Genomic DNA, 22,892 nt, shown 5'->3' with positions numbered 1-22,892 from the left:
CGGCGCCGGGCCAAGCCCGTGGTTCATCGGAAGCGAAGACCTGTCTCTGGCCCCGTCGCTAACCCCGTGCTTTCCGCCCGCGCGGGAACGACGGCTGGGGAGCGTGTCGGGTTCCTGCTGGAAAGCCGGAGGCGCAGGGCGCGCGATGCAGGGGCGATGCCTTTCGATGCCCCTGCCGCCGGGTTTCAGTGCTCATCCCAGGGCACCGAAAACGCGCCAGCTTGACCTGCGCTAGCCCCGCGGGGCCAGGATCGCCTGCACGCGGCGGGCCAGTTCGGCCGCCTGGAAGGGCTTGGTCATCACTTCCATGCCGGCGTCCAGCTGGCCGGCGCCCACCGCGACGTTGGCCGCGTAGCCGGTGATGAAGAGCACGCGCAGCCCGGGACGCAGCTGGCGGCCGGCATCGGCGACCTGGCGGCCGTTGAGGCCGCCGGGCAGGCCGACGTCGGTCAGCAGCAGGTCGATGGGCGCGTCGCCGCGCAGGTACTCGAGCGCGGCGTGGCCGTCGGCCACCGCGGTCACGCGGCAGCCCACCTCGGCCAGGGCCTCGGCGATCAGCGCCCGCACCGGCGCCTCGTCCTCGACCAGCAGCACCTCGCCGCGGGCGTACGGATCAAGCGCGGGCGGTTCGGCACTGTCCGCCGCGGCGGCATCCTCGGCGCCGGCCAGGCGCGGCAGCAGCAGCTGCATCGTGGTGCCATGGCCCAGCCGGGACGCCATGCGCACCTGGCCGCCGGACTGGCGCATGAAGCCGTAGATCATCGACAGCCCCAGCCCGGTGCCCTGGCCGATCGGCTTGGTGGTGAAGAACGGCTCGAACACGCGCTCCATCACCTCGGCGCTCATGCCGGTGCCGGTGTCCTGCACGCCCAGGCGCACGTACGGGCCCGGGGCGAGTTCCAGCGGCGCGGCGGCCTCCTCGTCCAGCTCGAGGTTGTGGGTCTGGATGATCAGCTGCCCGCCCTCGGGCATCGCATCGCGCGCGTTGATGCACAGGTTGAGCAGCGCGTTCTCCAGCTGCGGCGCATCCACCAGCACCCGCCACAGCGGGCGGGCCAGCTGGAAATGCGTCTGGATCGAGGGCCCCAGCGTGCGGCGCAGGATGTCGCCCATGCCATCGACCAGCTGGTTGATGTCCACCGCGGTGGGCGCCAGCGTCTGCCGCCGCGAGAACGCCAGCAGGCGCTGGGTCAGCGACGCGGCGCGCGATGCGCCGGAACGGGCCATCTCCAGGTAGCGCTCCAGCCGCTCGTAACGGCCGGCCTCGATGCGCTGCTGCAGCAGGTCCAGGCCCATGGTGACGGCGGTGAGCAGGTTGTTGAAGTCGTGCGCCAGCCCGCCGGTGAGCTGGCCGACGGCTTCCATCTTCTGGCTCTGGCGCAGCTTCTCCTCGGCCAGCAGCAGCTCGTCGGTGCGTTCGCGCACGCGCTCCTCCAGCGAGGCGGTCAGTTCGCGCAGCTGGTTCTCCGCGTCGCGGCGCGCGGTGATGTCGGTGGCCGCGCCGAACCAGCCATGCAGGCGCCCGTCCGTGTCGAACAGCGGGACCGCGCGCGACAGCGACCAGCCCAGGCTGCCGTCCTCGCGCCGCACCGGATGTTCCAGGGTCAGCGGCTGCCGACCGGTCACCGCCTCGCTGACCGCGGCGATAACCCGGGCGTGCTCGGGCTCGGGAATGTGTCGCGCCATCCAGCGTTCGATCGGCGCGAAACTATCGGTGGCCGCGCCCATGCCGGTCAGCTGGCGCATCTGCGTCCAGTGCGCGTCCATCATGAACAGCGCGTCCGAGGAAGCGCTGACCAGTGCCGCCAGGCGCGCCTCGCTGTCGCGCAGCGCGTCGATGGCCATGCGCTCGGCGGTGCGGTCGCCGAGCACCTTGACGAAGCCGATCGCCATGCCGGCCTCGTTGCGCAGCACGGTGGTCGCGCTGCTGGCCCAGAAGCGCTCGCCGGAGCGGCGCACCTGCCAGCGCTCGCGCACCACGCGGCCGGTCTCCAGCGCATCCAGCAGTTCGCGCTCGTCCACGCCGCTGTCGATGTCTTCCTCGGTGAACAGGCGCGCGGTGGTGTGCCCGCGCATCTGCGACTCGCTCCAGCCCAGGATCAGGTGGGCGCCGGCGTTCCAGTGGGTGACCCGGCCCTGCAGATCGGTGGCCAGGATCGCGTAGTCGGTGGCACTGTCGATGACCTGGCGGCTGTGCGCGTCCAGCGCACGCATGGCGGCCTCGCCCTCGATGCGTGTGGTCACGTCCACGCCCTGCACGAACACGCCGCTGACCTGCCCGCGCTCGTCGCGGATCGGCTGGAAGACGATGTCCACGTAGCGCCGATGCACCGGCCCACCCGGCTCGGCCTGCACCGCATAGACCGCACCGTTGGCCGCATAGACCTCGCCGCTGCGGTAGACCCCGTCCAGCAGTTCCAGGTAGCCCTGTTCGACCGCGTCGGGCAGGGCCTCGGCCACGGTCTTGCCGACCACGTCGCGGTGGTCGATCAGCCGCATGTAACCGGGATTGACCACCTCGATGCGATGTTCCGGGCCGCTGAGGAAGGCCATGAACATCGGCGCCTGCTCGAACAGCTGGGCCAGGCGCTCGTGCTCGCGCGCCAGGCGCTGCTCGGCCAGGATCTTCTGGGTGACCTCGTTGGTCAGGCAGAACGCGCCGCCGACGCGGCCATCGTCCAGGTAGATCGGGGTGAAGGAGAACGTCCACCAGGTGTCCTCCGGCACGCCGTAGCGGTGCATCTGGATGTACATCTCCACATGGCGCTCGGACTGGCCGCGGTAAGCGCACTCGATCGGGCCGCGCACCGATTCCCACACGTCGCCCCACAGCACGCGCATCGACGCGCCCAGCGCGCCGGGTGCGCGCGGCCCCAGGATCGGCGCGTAGACGTCATTGTAGAGGAAGGTCACCTCCTCGCCCCAGACCATGAACATGCACTCGGGCGCATTGACCATCAGGTTGACCGCCGCGCGCAGCGGCGCCGGCCAGGTTTCCGGCGGGCCCAGCGGGGTGGCGGCCCAGTCGTGCGCGCGGATCTTGGCGGCCATGGCGCTGCCGCCGGCGGGGAACCAGGGCTGGCTCATGCCGCGTTCCCGTGTGCCAATCGCGAGCGCTGTCGGCATGAAGCGGGGGCAGGCCGGCGGCGGGGCGGGAGGAGCGGACGAAGCATGCAGGTGAAGACCGGCGGCGGGCGTGCGCCATTTCAGCACGGCCGGGCTAGGCCTGGCATGAAGTTTCGCAACGCCCATGCGCGGCGCCTGCCCGCGCTGCCCGTAGACTGTGGTGCCGGCGCGACGCGCCCGAAGAGCTTGCGGAACCGACACGATGTTCAAGGGTGTGCTGCTGGGTTTCGCCTGCTACGCGGCCTATGCGATCAGCGATGCGTTCGTGAAGCTGCTCGACGGCAGCCTGCCGTCCTACGAGGTGGTGTTCTTCGGCGCGCTGCTCATGCTGGTGGCGGTGCCCTTCCTGAAGAAGCCGCAGGACCGCTGGCGCGAGGTGGTGGTGGCGCGCAAGCCGGCGATCTGGCTGCTGCGCGCCTTCTGCGGCGCCGCCGGCAACCTGACGTCGGTGATCGCCTTCACCCACCTGCCGATGGCCGAGGCCTTCGCCCTGATCTTCCTGATGCCGATCTTCGTCACCGTACTGTCGGTGCTGCTGCTGCGCGAGGAGGTGCACTGGCGCCGCTGGACGGCGGTGGCGGTGGGCTTCATTGGCGTGCTGGTGGTGCTGCGGCCCGGCTTCCGCCAGCTCAGCCAGGGCCATGTGGCGGCGATCCTGTGCGGGCTGACCGGCGCGGTGTCGGTGATCAGCCTGCGCATGGCCGGGCCGGAGGAGAAGCGCGTCACCCTGTACGGCGCCGGCGTGCTCGGCCCGCTGGTGGCCGGCGGCATCCTGATGCTGCCGCACTTCGTCTGGCCCAGCACCGCGCAGTGGGGCCTGATCGCCGGCTACGGGCTGCTGGCCGGCCTGGCGGCGATCCTGATGATGTACTCCACGCGCCTGGCGCCGGTCAGCGCGGTCGCGCCGACCCAGTACAGCCAGATGCTGTGGGCGATCGGCTTCGGCGCCTGGCTGTTCCACAGCCGCGTCGATGCGGTCACCTGGATCGGCATCGCCCTGATCCTGGCCTCGGGCCTGGTCACCTTCATCCGCTGGAACCAGATCGCCAGCTGGCGGCGGCGGATGCGTATCGTCTGAGCCGCGCGCCTGCGTCCTACTTCGCCACCACGCTGGTGCCGCTGGGCACCACGTAGCAGGCCGCGGCCTTGGTGCAGGCCTCGGCGTTGATCTCGGCGATCTGGCGCGCCAGGTACTGCTCGGGCGAGAGGTTCATCGCGTTGCGGTAGGCGTTGTCCGCATCGGCCATGGCCTTCTGCTCCTTGGCGCGCTGCAGTTCGGCGTTGGTGGCCTCGACCAGGGTCTTGACCCGCTGCTGCTGGGCCGCGGTGAGGTTCATCTGCTGCAGCACGTCGGGGTTGGGCTTGGCCCGGCCCAGGGTGATGTTCATGATCTCCACGTCCAGGCCCTGGTCCTTGACCACCTTGCGGATGGCATCGGTCACCGCGTCGTCGATGCGCTGGGCGGTGGCGACGTCGCTCATCATGCTGGTCATGTCGAAGCGCTTGACCTGGTCGCGCACGATGGCCGCGTACTGGCTGCGGATGTTGTTCTTGAACCAGTCCGGGCCGAACCTGCGCAGCAGCCGCGGCGCGTTGGTCACGCGGTACTGGATGGTGGTCTCGAAGTCGAGCAGGATGTTGTCCGACGAGGAGAAGTCGTCGAACGCAACCGCCAGCACCTGTGGGCTGACGTCCACCACGATGGCATCGGTGGTCAGCCAGGTGTAGGCCAGGCCGGGCTTGATGGTTTCGTCGCGGATGCCGCCTTCGCCGAACAGGCGCGGGCGATCGATCAGCACCGCCTCCTGCCCGGGATCGACCTTGACCACCGTGCAGCCCGCCACGCTGGCCGCGCCGGCCAGTGTCCAGATGATGCGCTTCATGTTGTCCCCTTGGTGCGTCCCTGTGCCCGGCGGCAGCCTTGGCCATCGGGTCGATCCGGATGATAAGACGGAAGGCCGACGCGGATCAGGCCGCGGCGACGTCCTACGTCGGTATCGGACGCGCGCCGACGGACACCGCGGCCGCGCAGGGCCACGCTGGAGCCCGGAATGGACTTTCGTGGAGCAGACGATGCGCGTCGTGGCGGGAATGGTGCTGGTGGCCTGTCTGGCGGGGCCGGGCGTGGTGGACGCAGCGGCGCCGCAGGCGCCGCCGATGCTGGCCACTGCGTATCGCGGGCAGGGTGAGGTCGCCGCGTACCTGGTCAGCGAGAAGCTCGATGGCGTGCGCGGGCGCTGGGATGGCCGGGCGCTCTGGACGCGCGGCGGCGAGCCGATCGCGGTGCCGGCCTGGTTCACCCGGGGCTGGCCGCCCGTGCCGATGGAGGGCGAACTCTGGCTCGGGCGTGGGCAGTTCGACGCGACCAGCGCGCTGGTGCGCGCGGGCGATCCACAGGATCCGCGCTGGCGCGCGCTGCGCTTCATGGTGTTCGATCTTCCCGCCGAGGGCGGCGCCTTCGCCGCGCGGGTGGCGCGCATGCGGGCACTGCTGGGCGCAGGCGCGCATCCCCGGCTGCGCATGCTGGAACAGCGCAGCTTCGACAGCCGCGCCGCGCTGGACGCCGAGCTGGGCCGGGTGGTGAGGGCCGGCGGCGAAGGCCTGATGCTGCAGCATCGCGCTGCCTTGTACCTGCCCGGGCGCAGCGATGCGCTGCTCAAGTACAAACGCCTGGACGATGCCGAGGCGCGCGTGGTCGGGCATGTGCCGGGGCAGGGCCGGCACGCCGGCCGCCTGGGCGCTTTGCTGGTGGAACTGCCGGACGGGCGTCGCTTCCGCATCGGCACCGGCTTCAGCGACGCCCAGCGTGCCGCGCCGCCGCCGCTCGGTGCGTGGGTGACCTATCAGCACAACGGCCTGACCGCGACCGGCTTGCCGCGTTTCGCGCGGTTCCTGCGGGTGCGGGCGCCGCCGCCGCCCGATCCGCGGCGGTGAGCGCGACGCCTGCGCACGCAGGCCGCTTGAGGCACACTTGGGCCCTTCACCTGGGAGGGAGAGACCAATGCGTATCGCACTGCTGGCCGCCGTGACGGCGATGGGACTGGGCGCCTGCTCGCAACCGCCGGAGGACCCGGCCACGCGCGCCCAGCCCGACGCGTCGGGCGCTGCCGCACCCGCGGCCTCGTCCGCGCCGGCCTCGGCCCCCGCGCATGTGGTCGCCAGCGACTTCGGCACGCTGCCCGACGGGCGCAAGGTGCAGAAGTTCGTGCTGGACAACGGCCATGGCATGACCGCCTCGATCATCACCTACGGCGGCATCCTGCAGGCGTTGACCGTGCCGGACCGCAACGGCAAGGCCGACGACGTGGTGCTGGGCTACGACACGCTGGATGGCTACCTCAAGGACGCCGCCACCGTGCAGACCAACTTCGGCGCGCTGATCGGGCGCTACGCCAACCGCCTGGCCAAGGGGCGCTTCACCCTGGACGGCAAGACCTACCAGATCCCGACCAACAACAACGGCAACACCCTGCACGGTGGTCCGGAGGGCTTCGCCACCCGGCTGTGGGAGGCCAGCCCCGCCAGCGATGGCACCCCGTCGGTGACCCTGCGCTACCGCTCGCCCGATGGCGAGATGGGCTTTCCCGGCACGCTGGACGTCAGCGTGGTCTACACGCTGCAGGACGATGGCCTGAAGCTCGACTACACGGCCACCACCGACAAGCCGACCGTGCTCAATCTCACCAGCCACGGCTATTTCAACCTGGCCGGCGCCGGCGCTCCGTCTGTGCTGGATCACCGCGTGCAGATCAACGCCGCGCGCTACACCCAGGCCGATGCGCAGCTGATCCCGACCGGCAAGCTGCTGCCCGTCGACGGCACGCCGCTGGATTTCCGCACGCCGCATGCGCTGGGCGAGCGCATCCATGAGGACAACGCCGACCTGCGGCACGCCGAGCCCAAGCAGGGCGGCTATGACTTCAACTGGGTGCTCGACGCGCCGGGGCTGGAGACGCCGGCGGTCATCGTCGAGGAGCCCACCAGCGGACGCACGCTGACCGTGTTCACCACCGAGCCCGGCATGCAGCTGTACACCTCCAACGCCATCGACCGCATCGAAGGCGGCAAGGGCGGCAAGCCCTATCTGCACTGGGGCGCGCTGGCGCTGGAAGCCCAGCATTTCCCCGACAGCCCCAACCACGCCGACTTTCCCAGCACGCGCCTGGATCCGGGCCAGACCTACCGGCAGACCACGATCTATCGTTTCGGCGTGACCAGGTAGGCGTCCGCGTTGCCGCGCCGGCCCGGATCCGGGCCGGCCCGGTGCTTACTCCAACGCGTCCAGGTTGCGGTTGATCCGCAGCATCAGCGTGGCGAACTGAGCCAGGTCCTGCGCGTCGAAGCCGGCCAGCGCCTGTTCGCCCATGGCCTCCATCACCGCCCTGGCCTTGGGCAGGCGTTTGCGCGCCAGCGGCGTCAGCGAGATCAGCCTGCTGCGGCCATCGGCCGGATCGGGCGTGCGCTGGACCAGGCCGTCGCGCTCCATCCGGTTGAGCAGCTGGGCCATGCTGGGTTGCTCGACCCGTGCGCGTCGCGCCAGCTCGCCCTGCGACAGCGCATCGCCGTGCTTGAGCGCCACCAGCACCGGCAGCTGCCCCATGGCGAAGCCGTGCTCGCGCAGCTGCGCGTCCACCAGCCGCGAAAACGTGCGATAGGCGATGCCGAGCAGTTTGAGCGGATCGTGCCGGGCGGCGTGCTCGAGTTCGCTGCTTTGACTTTCCATAGGTAGCTATGTTTTAAATATAGGCACCTATCTTATCCGGAGCGGCACGCATGGCCAACCTTCCACGCATCGCCATCGTCGGTGGCGGACCGGCTGGCCTGACGCTGGCCCGCCTGCTGCAGCTGCAGGGGCTCGAACCCGAAGTGTTCGAACGCGATGCGCACGCGCTGGACCGCCCCCAGGGCGGCTCGCTCGACCTGCACCGCGGCTCGGGCCTGCTGGCGATCGAGCGCGCCGGGCTGCAGGACGCCTTCGCGCGCATCGCCCGCTACGAAGACCAGGGCGAGCGCCTGCTGAACCATCGCGGCGAGGTCCTCTTCGAGGACCGCGAGGGCTTCGACCGCAGCCGGCCAGAGGTCGATCGCACCGCACTGCGCGCCATGCTGCTCGATGCGCTCATCCCCGGCACCGTGCGCTGGGGCGCGCCGTCGCAAGCGCTGCATGCGCTGGACGACGGCCGCTGGCAGCTCGAACTGGCCGGCGGCTTGACCGGTCCGTTCGACCTGGTGGTCGGCGCGGACGGGGCCTGGTCCAGGGTGCGCCCGCTGCTGTCGTCCTACCGGCCGCAGTACAGCGGATTGACGTTCGTCGAGTTCGGCATCGACCAGGTCGATCGCGACCACCCGGCGCTTTCGGCGCTGGTCGGGCCGGGCAAGCTCGACATCGAGGGCGAGGGCAGGATGATCATCGCCCAGCGCAACGGCCATGCGCATGTGCGGGGCTATGCCATCTTCCGCGTGCCGGCGGACTGGGCGCAGCGGCGCTTCGATTTCAGCGATCCGCGGGCCGTGCGCGCGGGTCTGCTCCAGGAGTTCGCCGGGTTCGCGCCGGAGATCCTGGACCTGTTCCGTGCGGCCAACGATCACTTCGTCGCGCGGCCGATCCACGCCCTGCCGGTGGGGCATTGCTGGAACGGCCGACCCGGCCTGACCCTGATCGGCGATGCGGCGCATCTGATGTCGCCCTTCGCTGGCGAAGGCGTCAACGCGGCCATGCTCGATGCCGCCGAACTAGCCGAGCAGCTGGCCCGAGGGGAGCTGCATGACGCGGTGTGCCGCTATGAGGCGTCCATGTTCGAGCGTGTGACCGAAGTGGCACAGGAATCGGCCGACGCCGCGGCCACCCAGCTCTCGCATGTCGGGCTGGAACTGACCGCGGCGATGTACCGCGAACATCAGCAGGCTCATCGGGCGGGCTGACGGCGGGTGCTCGCCGCGTCGCACGCGGGATCGACCGCGCCCGGGCTTGTCAGGCGGGCTCGTTGTCCCCATGGTGCTCCCATGGCTGACTCCAACGAACCCGGATCCCGCGCTGCGTCGCTGCAGTCCAGCGCAGGGCGCTTCCGCAATGCGATCGCGATCCCGCGCACCGGGCTGCTGGAATCGCTGCGGCTGTTCCGCAGCGTGCTGTTCGACAAGCCGCGCACCAGCGTGCCGGACCGTCCGATCCCGGTGCGCCCGCTGACCCGCGCGGAACTGCTGGCCGCGCCGGATTTCAGCCTGTACCGGCTCGGCCATTCGACCGTGCTGCTCAAGCTGCGCGGGCAGTTCTGGATCACCGATCCGGTCTTCGCGCAGCGGGCGTCGCCGCTGCCCTGGTTCGGGCCCAAGCGCTTCCATGCGCCGCCGATCGCACTGGAGGATCTGCCGCCGCTGAAGGGCGTGATCCTCTCGCACAACCATTACGACCATCTGGACAAGGCGGCCGTGCGCGCGCTGGCCGCCTCGGCCGAGCACTTCGTCGCGCCGCTGGGCGTGGGCGACACGCTGGTGCGCTGGGGCGTGCCGGCGGCCAAGGTGCAACAGCTGGACTGGTGGCAGTCCACCGACATCGACGGGCTGCGCCTGGTCGCCACGCCCGCCCAGCATTTCTCCGGGCGCGGGCTGCGCGATGGCAACGCCACGCTATGGTGCTCGTGGGTGCTGATCGACGACGGGCTGCGCGTGTTCTTCAGCGGCGACAGCGGCTACTTCGATGGGTTCAGACAGATCGGCGAGCGCTTCGGGCCGTTCGACCTGACCCTGGTGGAGACCGGCGCCTACGATCGCCAGTGGCCGCACGTGCACATGCGTCCCGAGGAGTCCCTGCAGGCGCATCTGGACCTGCAGGGGCGCTGGATGCTGCCGATCCACAACGGCACCTTCGACCTCGCCCTGCATCCGTGGTTCGAGCCGTTCGAGCGCATCAGTGCCTTGGCCGCCGAGCGCGGTGTCGCGCTGTCCACGCCGGTGATCGGCGAGCGCGTCGACCTGCGGCAGCCGACCGCGGGTTCGGCCTGGTGGCGCCTGCCCAAGTAAGTGCGTGAAGCCCGCGGGTGCCTGATGCGCCTACAGCTGGGCGAGAAAGTCGCGCAGCAAGGCGTTGAACGCGTCCGGATGCTCCAGCGGCGGAAAGTGACCGCACGCCGGCACGACCGCCAGCCGCGCATGGGCGATGCGATCGACGATCTGCTGGCCCGCCGCCGGCGGCGCACTGGCATCGTCCGCGCCGGCGACGACCAGGGTCGGATGGGGCAGGGAGGCAATCGCCTTCTCCAGCGACAGGCCGGCGACCATGTCCCAGAGCTGGGCGTGGAAGGCCGGGTCGTTGCGCAGCAGCAGTTTGCCCAGCCGGTCGCCGATTTCAGGGCGCGCCGCGAGAAACTCCGCCGGGAACCAGCGCGCGATGTGCAGCGGCGCGATGCCTTCCATGCCGATCGCGCGCACGGTATCCGCGCGCTGCCGCAGCAGCTGCCTGACCGCATCGGAGAAGGTGCAGGAGGTGGCGACAAGCGTGAGCGAGCGCACCTGCGTCGGCGAGGTCACCGCCAGGGTCTGCGCGATCATGCCGCCGACCGAGATGCCGACGACATCGACCGGGCCGGTGCGCAGTGCGCCGAGCAGCGCGACCAGCGCCTCGGCGAAGCCGGCGAAGCTTGGCGCTTCCTGCCCGTGCGGCGAGCGTCCGTGGCCGGGCAGGTCGATCGCGATCACGTCGCGGTCGCGTGCGAAGGCGTGGATCTGCTGTTCCCATACCGAAAGATCCAGGCCGAGCGCATGCAGGAACAGCAGCGGCACGCCGCCGCGTGGGCCGGTCCGGATCATGTTGAGGCGTGGTGTGGGGTCGCTCATCGGGGATCCTCTACGCAGGCGGCCAGCCTAGTGGAGTCGCCCGCGCCGGGCAGCGCGATCGCGCGGACGCAGTGTGTTGTTCCTGCGTCGCAGGCACCTGCGCGGCGCCTGTCTTGCGCGCTGCGGTGTTGCATCGGGCGCAACATCGACGATCATGCGGGCACCTCGCAGGCACAGGCGGTACGCATGGAACATCCGGTCCTCAACCGGCGCCAGGAACAACTGGTGGCGCTGGTGCGCCAGCTCGGCTATGCCGAGGTGGACGGGCTGGCCACGCAGTTCGACGTGACCCAGCAGACCATCCGCCGCGACCTGATGCTGCTGTGCGAGGCCGGCCTGCTGCGCCGCTACCACGGCGGGGTGAGCCTGCCTTCCAGCGTCGAGAACACCGCCTACGCCACGCGCAAGTCGCTGCAGGCCGAGCAGAAGCGTCGCATCGCCAGGGAGGTGGCCACGCATGTCCCCGACCATTCCTCGCTGTTCATCAACCTGGGCACCACCAACGAGGACGTGGCCGCGGCGCTGATGCACAAGCAGGGGCTGCGGGTGATCACCAACAACCTCAACGTGGCGGTGCTGATGAGCACCAACCCCAGCTTCGAGGTGATCGTGGCCGGCGGCATGGTGCGTGCGCGCGACCAGGGCGTGACCGGCCAGCCGACCGTCGATCTGGTGCGCCAGTTCACCGTGGACTTCGGGATCATCGGCATCTCCGGCATCGAGCTGGACGGCACGCTGCTGGACTTCGACTTCCAGGAGGTGCGCGTGGCCCAGGCCATCGTCGAGCATTCGCGTCAGGTGCTGCTGGCCGCCGACGCCAGCAAGATCGGCCGCAACGCGCTGTGCCGGCTGGGGCCGATCGCGCTGGTGGACGACTGGTTCACCGACCGCGCCCCGCCGGACGTCCTGGCCGAGGTGCTGGCCGCGGGCAAGACCCGGGTCCACGTCGTCGGCGACTGACGGCGTGCTGGGGCGTCCGGCGATTGCCCCGACTGGACGCACTCGGGCCGGCGCCATCCCCGGCAGGAGGCGGCGCGCCGGACCTGCATTGCCACCGGAGGCCTGCCCCGGACAGGCGGTTTGCGGGCGCGCATTCAGCGACGTCGCAATGCGCCCCAGAGCGGCGGCGCCCTCGACCATCGTTTAACCCGTGAACCCGACCGGGCCTGCCGCGCTCACGAAATGTTCGTAAATGTTCGTTTAGGATCGTTGTTGTCCGTCTTTGTCCAGACGCGAACGGCGCCATGAGGCGGTCGCCGCGCGGGCGGCGGCCCGGTCGAGGAGCGGTGAGATGGTCGAACGCGTCGATGTGCTGGTGGTGGGCGGCGGGATCAACGGGGTGGGCATCGCCCGCGACGCGATCGGCCGCGGGCTGAGCGTGTGCCTGTGCGAGGCCGACGATCTGGCCGCGCATACCTCCAGCGCCAGCACCAAGCTGATCCATGGCGGCCTGCGCTATCTGGAGCAGTACGAGTTCCGCCTGGTCGGCAAGGCGCTGGCCGAGCGCGAGGTGCTGCTGCGCCTGGCCCCGCACATCGCCTGGCCGCTGCGCTTCCTGCTTCCGCACCAGCCGCACCTGCGGCCGGCCTGGATGATCCGCGTCGGCATGTTCCTCTACGACCGCCTGGGCGGGAAGCGCACGCTGGAAGGCTCGCGCCGGGTCGACCTGCGCCGCTCGCCGGTGGGCGTGCCGCTGAAGGAGGAGTTCACCACCGGCTTCGCCTACTCCGATGGCTGGGTGCAGGACGCCAGGCTGGTGGTGCTCAATGCGATGGACGCGGCCGAGCGCGGCGCCTCCATCCACACCCGCACCCGCTGCGTCAGCGCACGCCGCGATGGCGCGCATTGGCTGGCCGAACTGGAGACAGCGCAGGGCCAGCGCATCACGGTCCAGGCCCGGGCGCTGGTCAACGCCGCCGGTCCCTGGGCGGTGGAGTTCCTGGACCAGGTCGCGCACCTGCGACACGACTATGCGCTGCGCCTGGTCAAGGGCAGCCACATCGTGGTGCCGCGCATGTTCGCGCATGACCATGCCTACATCTTCCAGCAACCCGACCGCCGTATCGTCTTCGCCATTCCCTACGAGCGCGACTTCACCCTGATCGGCACCACCGACATGGAGTACAAGGCCGATCCCGGGCATCCGCGCATCGACGCGGACGAGGTCGATTACCTGTGCGCGGCGGCCAACCGCTACTTCCGCAACTCCATCGCCCCCGGCGATGTGGTGTGGACCTACAGCGGCGTGCGCCCGCTGCTGGAGGATGAGGAAGACAACGCCTCCGAGGTCACCCGCGACTACCGGCTGGAAGTCGATGCGAACGGGCCGCCGCTGCTGAGCGTGTTCGGCGGCAAGCTCACCACCTATCGCAAGCTGGCCGAGCAGGCCGTGGACAGGCTCGAGTCGCAGCTGGGCCGCAAGCCGCAGCCCTGGACCGCGGACGGGGCGCCGCTGCCGGGCGGGGACATGTTGCCCTTCGATCAGGCCCTGGCGCTGCTGCGCACGGCGCGGCCCTGGCTGCCCAGGGAACTGGCCTGGCGGCTGGTGCGCAACTACGGTTCGCGCGCCCGGCACATCCTGGGCGAGGCGACGACGCTGGCCGACCTGGGCGAGCACTTCGGCGCCGATCTCTATCAGGCCGAGGTCGACTATCTGCGGCACCATGAATGGGTCGTCGACGCCGAAGACCTGCTCTGGCGCCGCAGCAAGCTGGGCCTGCGCCTGACGCCGGCCCAGCAGCGCCGCCTGGCCGAGGTGCTGCGCGCTCCTGCCGCGACGATGGCCACGCGCGCCTGATTCCATCCGACATCCCCGGCCGCGCGAGCGGCCACCACGTCATCACTGGGAGGTTGCTGACATGTCCACCAAGCCCCGCACCATCGCCACTGGCCTGACGGGAGGCCGGCGATGAGCCGACAGTTTCTGGGCGAGCTGATCTCCGAGGCGGTGGCGATGACGATCATCATCGCCTTCGGCGATTCGGTCGCGGCGATGTACACCCTCTACGATCCCAATCCCTATGCCGGTGGCTACTGGGGCGTCTGCATCGCCTGGGGGCTGGGCGTCACCATCGCCATCTATGCCACCGGCTCGGTTTCGGGCACCCACGCCAATCCGGCGGTGACGCTGGCGCTGGCGCTGTTCCGCGGGTTCTCGTGGAAGAAAGTGCTGCCTTACTGGGGCGCGCAGGTGATCGGCGGCATGGTCGGCGCGGCCATCGTCTATGCGCTGTATGCGCCGGTGATCGATCACTACAACGAGGTCAAGCAGCTCACGCGCGAAGCCGGCGGCGCGGCCGGGGTGTTCTTCACCGCGCCGGGGCTCGCGGTCACACCGCTGCATGCGCTGACCGACCAGGCCATCCTCACCGCGTTCCTGATCTTCGGCATCTTCGCCATCACCGAGCAGTACAACGAGATGGCGCCGGGCGCCAACTCCGGCGCGCTGATCATCGGCCTGCTGGTGGCGACCATCGGCGCGTCGATGGGCTATCTGGAAGCCTGGGCGATCAACCCGGCTCGCGATTTCGGCCCGCGCGTGTTCGCGTTCTTCGCCGGCTGGGGGCCCGCGGCCTTCCCCGCGCCGCACAACTACTGGTGGGTGCCCATCGTCGGCCCGTTGATCGGCGGCGTGGTCGGCGCCGCCGCCTATCAGTGGCTGATCTATCCGTTCCTGCCGGCGCGCCAGCGCGCCGCGCAGAAGCCGAAGGCCTGAAGGACCAGCCACGCGTCACCGTTTCCGCCGCGCACACCGCGCCGGCGCTTCCAACCCGCAGGGAGTCACCCGATGGACAAGCAATACGTGCTGGCGATCGACCAGGGCACCACCAGTTCGCGCGCCATGCTGTTCGACCGCAGTGGCGCGGTCAAAGGCATCGCCCAGCGTGAGTTCACCCAGATCTTCCCGCAGCCGGGCTGGGTCGAGCACAACCCGCGCGAGATCCTGTCCACCGTGCTGACCACGATGACCGACGTGCTGACCCAGGCCGACGTCGACGCATCGCAGGTGGCGGCCATCGGCATCACCAACCAGCGCGAAACCACCGTGGTGTGGGACAAGCACACCGGCCAGGCCGTGTACAACGCCATCGTCTGGCAGTCGCGCCAGTCGCAGAGCGTGTGCAGGGAGCTGCGCGAGGCGGGCCACGATGCCCTGTTCCGCGCCAGATCCGGCCTGCTGATCGATCCGTACTTCGCCGGCACCAAACTCAAGTGGATCCTGGACAACGTCGAGGGCGTGCGCGAGAAGGCGCAGGCCGGCGACCTGCTGTTCGGCACCATCGACAGCTGGCTGATCTGGAACCTCTCCGAGGACCACGCCCACGTCACCGACCAGACCAACGCCGGGCGCACGCTGATGTACGACATCCACGCGCTGCGCTGGGACGAGGAGCTGCTGGACATCCTCGGCGTGCCCCGCGCGATGCTGCCCAGGGTGTGTTCGTCCAGCGAGGTCTATACCCAGACCGCCGGCCGGCATTTCTTCGGGCACAAGGTGCCGATCGCCGGCATCGCCGGCGACCAGCAGGCGGCGCTGTTCGGCCAGGCCTGCTACACGCCGGGCATGGCCAAGAACACCTACGGCACCGGTTGCTTCGTGCTGATGAACACCGGCGAGAAGGCGGTCCAGTCCAGCAACGGCCTGCTCACCACCATCGCCTGGGGCATCGACGGCAAGGTGGAATACGCGCTGGAGGGCAGCATCTTCGTTGCCGGCTCGGCGGTGCAGTGGCTGCGCGACGGCCTGCGCATGTTCGGCAAGGCCCGCGACACGCAGGCCTACGCCGAGCGCGTGCCGGACACCGACGGCGTCTACATGGTGCCGGCCTTCGTCGGCCTGGCCGCGCCCTACTGGGACAGCGAGGTCCGCGGCGCGTTCTTCGGCCTGACCCGCGGCACCAGCAAGGAGCACTTCATCCGTGCCACGCTTGAGTCGATGGCCTACCAGACCCGCGACGTGCTCGAGGCCATGCAGGCCGATGCCAAGCTGGAATTGAAGGAACTGCGCGCCGACGGCGGCGCGATCAGCAACGACTTCCTGGCCCAGTTCCAGGCCGACATCCTCGACACGGCGGTGGTCCGTCCCAAGGTGTCCGAGACCACCGCGCTGGGCGCGGCCTACCTGGCCGGACTGGCGACCGGCTTCTGGTCCAGCCGCGAGGAGATCGCCAACCAGTGGGCCGTCGATGCGCGCTTCGAGCCGACCATGCCGGCGGCCGATCGCGAGCGCCGCTACGGCGGCTGGAAGAAGGCCGTGCAGGCGACGATGGCCTTCCGCCCGGACTGAGCCTTGGGCGCCGGCCTCACCACTGCGCCACCAGGGTGGAGAACGGGCGCTTCAGCGCGATGCCCTGCGCATCGAAGTCGCGCACGGCCTTGCCGTCGACGGTGACGGTGCGCGGGCGCTGGCGGTTGGGCCAGTACACCTTGAGCGCGCTGTCGGCCCTGAGCCCCTTGCCCAGGGTGACCGTCAGCCGCTGGCCCTCCTGCCTGGCCTGCATGGCCAGCGTGCCGTAGGCAGTGGGCAGGCCGTCGACCTTCAGGCCTGGGCCTGCCACCCAGGAAGGCGGCGCGCCGGGCAGCAGCGACAGCGCGCGGTCGCCTTCGAACATCAGCATGCCGAACACGCTGCGCGCGTACTCGGCGCCGATCCAGGTATGCGGCATGTCGCCCAGGTAGATGGCATGGCGCTTGTCCGAGTACACGACCTCGGCCAGCTCCTGCCACGCCGTCGGCCGCCGGTCGCGCACCACGTGCTCGAGCATGAACTGCGCATCGGCCGGCCGGTCCAGGTGGACGAAGGTCAGCACGTTGCGCATCTCGTAAGGGGTGTAGGCGTAGAGCGCATCGGGGGCGTCGCGCTGGCGCACCTGCGCCAGGTAGGCGTCGAAAGTGCGTTCCAGCGCGTCGGCGGGCAGCACGTCCTGCGCGCCGGTCGGATCGAGCGCGATCGACACGCTGGTCGGATCCGAACCGCCCTGGTCGGCGTCGGCGGGAATCGTGTCGATGCCCTTCCAGCGCATGGTGGCGCGGATCGAGGCGGCCAGCGCATCGCGCAGCAGCGTGTACTGCGTGCGCGCCCACTGCGCCGTGGCGGTGTCGCCCCATTGCTCGGCCAGCCAGGCGCCGTCGTGCCAGCCGCGCAGCGCCCAGTAGTCGTCCCAGTAGCTGTGCGTGGGCACCGAATAGCCTTCGTGGCTGATCGACGGCGCCAGGATGCCGGCGAAGCGCTCCGGCGCCGGACGATCGGCCTGATAGCCCGGCACCAGCGTGCGCTCGCGCAGTTCCTGCAGGAACTTCAGCGCGCGCTTCACCTGCGGCTGGTACGCGCGTACGGTCTGCGCGCCGCCATCCAGGCGCGCGACCTCGGCCACCAGCCACAGGTACTGGCCCTGGGCGTCGTACTCCAGGTCCGAACCGAAGCCGGTGTTGACGCTGCCGTCGTCGTTGAGGATCGGCGAGACCAGGCCGTTGTCGTGCACCGCGTGGGTGCTGTACCAGTGCAGGTAGTCGCGCGCGGTGTCGGCCATGCCCATGCGCAGCAGCACCGCGGCGGTGGCCGAGCCATCGCGGATGAAGGAGCGGTTGTAGTTGCGCGGGCCCGGCTGCATCGCCGGTCCGCTCTGGTTGAGCAGCATGTACGCGGCCTGCGCGCGCAGCATGTCCACCAGCGACGGATCGGGCAGCGACAGGCCGATCCGGCCCAGGCGCTGCTGCCACTGCGCGGCCTGCGCGTCGGCCAGAGCATCGAAGCGCGCGCCGGCATCGCCTTCGCCCAGCAGCGCCCGCACGTCCAGCGCCGGGGCGGCGGGCCACTGCGCGGCTTCGACCGCCTTGGCGTCGATCACCTCGTTGCCCAGCGCGAAGGCCAGCACGATGTCGCGCTGCTCCCCCGGTGCCAGATGCACGCGCCAGCCGAGCAGACCGGCGGCCAGCCCCTGCGGATCGCTGGCCTGCTGTGCCTGCGGTGCGGTGCCGGCGGCGGCGAAGCGGGTGATCTCGTCTTCGCCATGGGCGCCGAACGCGGCCACGCCCTGCAGATCGGGCGCGCTCGCGCTCTGGAACAGCAGCCGTCCATTGACGCGCATGCCGGCGCCGCCCTGGCCGGTCTCGACGGCGATGTCGCGGATCGGCGACAGGCCGCCGTTCTGCCACGGCGGGCTGACCTGCAGCGGCCGGGTCAGCAGCGAGAGGGTGCCATCCACCGCGGTGGCGCCGGTGTTGCGCAGGCGATGGCGCACCAGCACCACCGGCGCGCCGTGGTGCTCCAGGGCGATGGCCTGGCTGCTGAGCTCCAGGCCCGGCTGCGCGGTCCATTGCACCTGCGGCATCGGCATCCAGCCCTCGCGCAGGGCATGCCGGATCGGCGTGTCGACCGTGGCCGCGGCCGCCTTGCCGCCGGCGTCGCGCCAGACCGGCTGCACCAGCGGCGCGCCCTTGAACGCCTCCAGATTCCCGTACTCGTCGAACACCGCCTTCTGCCGCCCGCCCGGCACGCCGACCACCGTCCAGTACACCTGCTTCATCTGCAGCGAGGACGGGAACAGCGCCGCATCCGGACCGGTGGCGGCCAGCTGGTAGCGCTTCATCGGCGTCATCACCGCCTTGGGCCCCAGCACGCGCACGCGGGTGACGCTGGGGGCCGCGTCGGCCTGGGCAAGCAGGCGCAGGGCGGTCACCGTGCGTGGCGCGTCGCCGGCGAGATAGGACGCGGCGCCGAAGGCCTGAGGCGCCTGCGCCAGCGGCGTCCATCGACCCGACGCGTCGCGTGCTTCCAGCGCGGCGCTCGCGGGCGTCCTGCCCCAGTCGACCTGCAGTCCGGCCACGTCCTGCGGCTGCGGAAAGCGCACTTCCAGGCCGTAGCCGCCGCCCACCCTGCCCAGCGCGCGCGCCGGGCCGCGGCTCCACAGCGCGGCCGGATCGCCCGTGCCGGCCAGGCCTGCCAGGCGCGGTGCCTGCGCCGCGGTCAGCGGCTGGAACTCGAAGATGCCCACCCCCCAGTCGGCGGTGCGCGCCGGCGCGGCCAGGCGCAGGTAGCGCGTGCGCACCGCGGGGAACAGCACGTACTCGGTGCGGCCCGGACTGTCGGTGGTGGCGTAGATGGTGCGCCAGGCCTTGCCGTCGTCGGAGGCCTGGAGCTGGTAGGCGTTGGCGTGGCTGACATCCCACTGGATGCGGACCCCGCCGATGTCGGCCTCCGCGCCCAGGTCCAGCTGCAGCCAATGGCCCGGCGAGAACGGGCCGCCCCAGCGCGTGGCCGGGTCGCCATCGAACGCATGCGCCGAGGCCAGCGCCGGCGCCTCGGTGGCCGAACTGCTGGCTTTCCATTGGCCGCGCGGCGGCAATCCGTCGGCGGCCATCGCAGGCAGCGAAAGTCCCAGCCACCCCATCAGCATGCCCCGGCCCAGGACCGTGCCCATCCGCCCGTGCATCGCCATGACCGCCCCCGCTGTAAACGTTCTCAGGCCGCGATCGTGGCAGCGCGCGCCCGCGGTGGCGAGCGGCAGCGCAGCATCACGCCGCCCTGTCCTTGCTGAATGGCGGTCGCATGCCGTGAAGGCGCGTAACGCAATGCCATCAACTCGGCCCGGGCGCTTGCGCACAATGCCGCGCTTGATTCGCGCAATGGCGGGGACACTTGGCGGCAGCGGCACACATGGAATGGGACGAGTCACGCCTGCGCGTCCCCGCAGCGGTCCTGAGCCTGGCGATCATGGCCCTGATCGCCCTGGTCCTGCTGCAGGCGCCGATGGCGCGGCTGGCCCCCGCGCGCAGCCAGGAGCAACGCCTGCGGCTGGAATTCGTTGCCCGGCCGCAGGCCGACGCGCCCACCCACGTGCCCGCGCCTGCGCGTGCCGCGGCCAGGGCGACGGCCGCGCCCTCACGTCCGTCGCCGCCCGTGGCGGCCCACCAGCGCCCGCCGGCCACCATCCCGCCGCCGCTGGCCACGCCCCAGGCCACCGCGCCCGCCGACCCGGGCGAGGTCGCCCGCGCGGTGTACGACCGCGACGGACGGGCCAAGCTGCCGCCCGGCGTCGTGGCCGAGCCGGGCGCCCCGCAGGGCAGCCCACCGGGCCTGGCCAACGCGCGCGATGCGGCCAAAACCAAGGCGCTGATGGAGCGCCCCAACCCGGTGCAGTACAACGAGACCCGGTTCGAGAAGGACTGGGTGTCCAAGGGCACGCTGGGCGATGTCGCCACGCAGAAGGTCAACCGCGCCATCGCCGACATGTTCAAGAGCGGGCGCAGCTCACCGACCGCCCGCCCGCCGCCGGACACGCGCTTCAACCCCGCGCTGGCGCAGAACCGCGGCGACCTCGGCAGCGAGGCCACCGGCGATGCCTACAAGGCCGCGCCGATCGCCTTCGAGAAGGCGCCCCAGCCCACCGGCGAGGCGACCAAGGCCATCCGCGCCCAGCTCGACGCGCTGCAGGGCCGCGCGCTGATGTGCCATGACCCGCGCAAGGACCAGTGGCTGGCCGATGTGCGCAGCAACCTGCAGGCGCTGGAGCGCAGCGAGCACGCGCTGGCCAACGGCGCCGACCCGGCGCGCGCCAAGTACCAGCTGCCGCAGGCCATCGACGCGGCCTACGACCTGTCGCGCCGCGCGCTGTGGTACGCCGACAAGCAGCTGTCGGGGTGTGGCAAGGCCGGCTGATCGCGGTGCGCGCATGCGCGATCGGGTCAGGCTTGCAGGCGGCGTCTCCGCCTCGAAGGACTACCCAAGCCCTCCTGGGATGCCGCGCACTCCCTGCTGGATGTCGCGCTCAAGCGCGAGAAGGATGCGCCGATGGACCGGTACTCTTCAGCCTGCCTGGTATCCGCGGCCTGGCCGACGCGCGCCTGGTCTTCCACCAAGCGGTGACCTTCATCGTCGGCGAGAACGGCAGCGGCAAGTCCACGCCGCTGGAGGCGATCGTAGTGGCGCGGGGTTTCAACGCCGAGGGCGGGACCAGGATTTCGACTTCAGCACGGTCGCCTCGCATTCGACCCCGCACGACGTTCCGCGCCTGGGGCGCAGCGGCAGGCGAGCCAGGGGCGGTTTCTTCCTGCGCGCCGAGAGCTTCTACAACGTCGCCGGCAACATCGACGCGCTGGGTGGGAGAACCTGCAGATCGGTCCGCGAGGCTTGCAGCGTCAACTCCCGTGAGACCGAGCATTACTCGTAACCCGCGCGTTCCTAGGGAACCCCGAGCGCCCGTTGCGCTCTCTGCCCGGCAACGCCGGGGAGTCCTGATCCCGCTCAGGGATCCGCGTCGTCCTCCCGCACCGGCACGGCCGCGCGCGACGCCTGCTGCGCCAGGAACAGCTCGATGAAGGCCATCGCCGGCGCGGCCTTGCCGAACAGCCAGCCCTGGCCGTAGCCCACGCCCTGCGCGCGCAGGAAGTCGGCCTGTGCGGTGGTCTCGATGCCCTCCGCCACGCAGTGCAGGCCCAGCTCGCGCGCCATGTCGATGATGTGCCCGGTCACCGCGGCGGTGGCCGCGCCGGTGCCGATGGCATCGACGAAGGTCTTGTCGATCTTCAGCGCATCCAGCGGCAGGCCCTGCAGGTACTGCAGGCTGGAGTAGCCGGTGCCGAAGTCGTCGAGCGCCACGCGATGGCCCGCCTGGCGCGCCTGCTCGATGGTGCGGCGGGCCGCGGCGAGGTCCACGAAGCCGCGCTCGGTGGCTTCCAGCCACAGCTGCCTGGGCGCGATGCCGCTGCCTTCCAGCGCGCGTGCGAGCACGGCCAGCAGGCGGCCGCTGCGCAGGTCGGCGGTGCTGAGGTTGAGGCTCACGTACAGGCACGGATGGGCGGCCAGCAGCGGCCCCAGGTCGCGCACGATCGCATCCAGGACCTGGTCGGTGATCGCATCGATCAGGCCGCTCTGCTCCGCCAGCGGGATGAACTGGTCCGGCCGCACCAGCGTACCGTCCGGCCGCCGCCAGCGCGCCAGCGCCTCGGCGCCGACGATGGCCGCGTCCGCCAGCCGGACGATCGGCTGGTAATGCACGACGAACTCGCGCCGCTGCACCGCGCGGGTCAGCTCGCCGGTGGGCGAGAGCCTGCGCCGGAAGGCCAGGATCACCATCGCCACCGCCACCGCCCCGATCAGCAGGCCGACCGGCAGCAGCATGCCCTGCTGGCGCGGCAGGCCGCTGGCGGCGCGCGCCACCGGTTCGCCGGCCACCACGACCCAACCATCGCGCCGCACCACCGAGAACAGGTGCGTCGCATCCCGTCCGCTGGCCTGGCGCTGGCGCATGCGGCCGGCCAGCGCCTCGTCGCTGAGGCTGCGCTCGCTCAGCACCACGCCCTGGGCGTTGCGCACCAGCAGGCCGACCTCCGGGCCCACCACCAGATCGGAGAAACGCGCCGGGTCGATCAGCACGTTGTAGTCATGCTGGTGCAGCGCCAGCATCTGCCGCCCGCCGCTGATCTGCGGCACCACGTGCGCGAACAGGCGCAGGTCGTCCGGGCCGACCGCATCGGGAGGCAGGTCGTCGGGCACGTGCACCTCGGTCGGTCCCCACGACGTGCAGCGCAGCAGGCCGCCCTGGAAGAAGCCCACCTCCTTGACCACGGCCGAGTCCATCGCCGCCCGCCGCATGCGCGCGATGTGCGCGGGCGAGCAGGGCGCGAGCCGGCTGCGCTGCATCGCGTGCAGCACCCCGGTCGCCTCGTCCATCGTGGCCTGCGCGCGTTCCAGCGCCAGCGTCGCCACCCGGTCCAGCCGCTGCTGCTCGTTGCGCACGGCCAGATGCCAGGACATGGCCAGCGTGGCGATGACCGGCACGGCAACGCCCAGCAGCGCCAGTCCTGTCGCCGCGACGATCATCCTCGCCCGCCCCATCGCCTCGTGCGCCCCGTCTTTTCGAGTCCATTCCCCGGACGGCACTCTAACCGCTCGGTCCCGCCCCGCACCGGACCCCGCGCACGCTTCCGAGCAG

16 protein-coding genes are annotated in these 22,892 nt (G+C 70.9%); 10 read left to right on the top strand and 6 right to left on the bottom strand.

Going from position 1 to position 22,892, the window contains the following annotated elements; translation table 11 throughout:
* Positions 1-231: 231 nt before the first annotated feature.
* Positions 232-3,087, bottom strand: a complete 2,856-nt coding sequence (locus LAJ50_RS17860) for a PAS domain-containing sensor histidine kinase (protein ID WP_224096368.1) — start codon at positions 3,085-3,087, stop codon at positions 232-234.
* A gap of 241 nt (positions 3,088-3,328) precedes the next feature.
* Between LAJ50_RS17860 and LAJ50_RS17855 the strand changes: the two genes are divergently transcribed.
* Positions 3,329-4,204, top strand: coding sequence for a DMT family transporter (locus tag LAJ50_RS17855; protein WP_138655026.1), 876 nt, complete (start codon positions 3,329-3,331; stop codon positions 4,202-4,204).
* Positions 4,205-4,220: 16 nt separating this feature from the next.
* Here the strand turns inward: LAJ50_RS17855 and LAJ50_RS17850 are convergent, their stop codons facing one another.
* Positions 4,221-5,009, bottom strand: coding sequence for an SPFH domain-containing protein (locus tag LAJ50_RS17850; protein WP_138655024.1), 789 nt, complete (start codon positions 5,007-5,009; stop codon positions 4,221-4,223).
* 178 nt (positions 5,010-5,187) lie between these two features.
* Here LAJ50_RS17850 and LAJ50_RS17845 point away from each other — a divergent pair, with 178 nt between their 5' ends.
* Both LAJ50_RS17845 and LAJ50_RS17840 read left to right on the top strand, forming a co-directional pair.
* A complete protein-coding gene (locus LAJ50_RS17845; protein WP_224096367.1) occupies positions 5,188-6,060 on the top strand; it encodes a DNA ligase in 873 nt (290 codons plus the stop codon).
* 67 nt (positions 6,061-6,127) lie between these two features.
* Positions 6,128-7,348 carry an aldose epimerase family protein gene (locus LAJ50_RS17840; protein ID WP_138655022.1) on the top strand — a complete coding sequence of 407 codons (1,221 nt, stop codon included), beginning with the start codon at positions 6,128-6,130 and terminating at the stop codon, positions 7,346-7,348.
* A gap of 45 nt (positions 7,349-7,393) precedes the next feature.
* On the opposite strand, the gene LAJ50_RS17835 is transcribed toward LAJ50_RS17840, so the two are convergent.
* Positions 7,394-7,849: a MarR family transcriptional regulator gene (locus LAJ50_RS17835; protein WP_130552278.1), complete on the bottom strand. Its 456-nt coding sequence runs from the start codon at positions 7,847-7,849 to the stop codon at positions 7,394-7,396.
* 50 nt (positions 7,850-7,899) lie between these two features.
* Here LAJ50_RS17835 and LAJ50_RS17830 point away from each other — a divergent pair, with 50 nt between their 5' ends.
* Both LAJ50_RS17830 and LAJ50_RS17825 read left to right on the top strand, forming a co-directional pair.
* Positions 7,900-9,048, top strand: a complete 1,149-nt coding sequence (locus tag LAJ50_RS17830) for an NAD(P)/FAD-dependent oxidoreductase (protein WP_138655020.1) — start codon at positions 7,900-7,902, stop codon at positions 9,046-9,048.
* An 81-nt stretch (positions 9,049-9,129) separates the two neighbouring features.
* The gene (locus LAJ50_RS17825; protein WP_138655018.1) at positions 9,130-10,146 is read left to right on the top strand and encodes an MBL fold metallo-hydrolase; all 1,017 of its coding nucleotides are present in this window, start codon (positions 9,130-9,132) and stop codon (positions 10,144-10,146) included.
* Between the two features lie 30 nt (positions 10,147-10,176).
* On the opposite strand, the gene LAJ50_RS17820 is transcribed toward LAJ50_RS17825, so the two are convergent.
* On the bottom strand, positions 10,177-10,959 hold the full coding sequence (locus LAJ50_RS17820; RefSeq protein WP_138655016.1) for an alpha/beta fold hydrolase: 783 nt from the start codon (positions 10,957-10,959) through the stop codon (positions 10,177-10,179).
* A 186-nt stretch (positions 10,960-11,145) separates the two neighbouring features.
* On the opposite strand from LAJ50_RS17820, the gene LAJ50_RS17815 reads away from it, so the two are divergent.
* The 4 genes from LAJ50_RS17815 to glpK all read left to right on the top strand — a co-directional run bounded on the left by LAJ50_RS17815 (position 11,146) and on the right by glpK (position 16,246).
* A complete protein-coding gene (locus LAJ50_RS17815) occupies positions 11,146-11,919 on the top strand; it encodes a DeoR family transcriptional regulator (protein WP_138655014.1) in 774 nt (257 codons plus the stop codon).
* A gap of 331 nt (positions 11,920-12,250) precedes the next feature.
* Complete coding sequence (glpD, locus tag LAJ50_RS17810) at positions 12,251-13,756, top strand: glycerol-3-phosphate dehydrogenase (RefSeq protein ID WP_138655012.1); 1,506 nt, start codon at positions 12,251-12,253, stop codon at positions 13,754-13,756.
* A 111-nt stretch (positions 13,757-13,867) separates the two neighbouring features.
* Positions 13,868-14,674 carry an MIP/aquaporin family protein gene (locus LAJ50_RS17805; protein ID WP_138655010.1) on the top strand — a complete coding sequence of 269 codons (807 nt, stop codon included), beginning with the start codon at positions 13,868-13,870 and terminating at the stop codon, positions 14,672-14,674.
* Positions 14,675-14,746: 72 nt separating this feature from the next.
* Positions 14,747-16,246 (top strand): glycerol kinase GlpK, encoded by a 1,500-nt coding sequence (gene glpK / locus LAJ50_RS17800; RefSeq protein WP_138655008.1) that lies wholly within the window; start codon positions 14,747-14,749, stop codon positions 16,244-16,246.
* 16 nt (positions 16,247-16,262) lie between these two features.
* Here the strand turns inward: glpK and LAJ50_RS17795 are convergent, their stop codons facing one another.
* The gene (locus LAJ50_RS17795; protein WP_224096614.1) at positions 16,263-19,355 is read right to left on the bottom strand and encodes a discoidin domain-containing protein; all 3,093 of its coding nucleotides are present in this window, start codon (positions 19,353-19,355) and stop codon (positions 16,263-16,265) included.
* 260 nt (positions 19,356-19,615) lie between these two features.
* Between LAJ50_RS17795 and LAJ50_RS17790 the strand changes: the two genes are divergently transcribed.
* A complete protein-coding gene (locus LAJ50_RS17790; RefSeq protein ID WP_224096366.1) occupies positions 19,616-20,617 on the top strand; it encodes a hypothetical protein in 1,002 nt (333 codons plus the stop codon).
* A 585-nt stretch (positions 20,618-21,202) separates the two neighbouring features.
* On the opposite strand, the gene LAJ50_RS17780 is transcribed toward LAJ50_RS17790, so the two are convergent.
* On the bottom strand, positions 21,203-22,780 hold the full coding sequence (locus tag LAJ50_RS17780; protein ID WP_205961567.1) for an EAL domain-containing protein: 1,578 nt from the start codon (positions 22,778-22,780) through the stop codon (positions 21,203-21,205).
* Between the last annotated feature and the right edge of the window lie 112 nt (positions 22,781-22,892).

The organism is Pseudoxanthomonas sp. X-1, from assembly GCF_020042665.1.
In the GTDB taxonomy this organism is placed as follows: Bacteria; Pseudomonadota; Gammaproteobacteria; order Xanthomonadales; family Xanthomonadaceae; genus Pseudoxanthomonas_A; species Pseudoxanthomonas_A spadix_A.
This window is presented reverse-complemented; position numbering and strand designations above follow the sequence as displayed.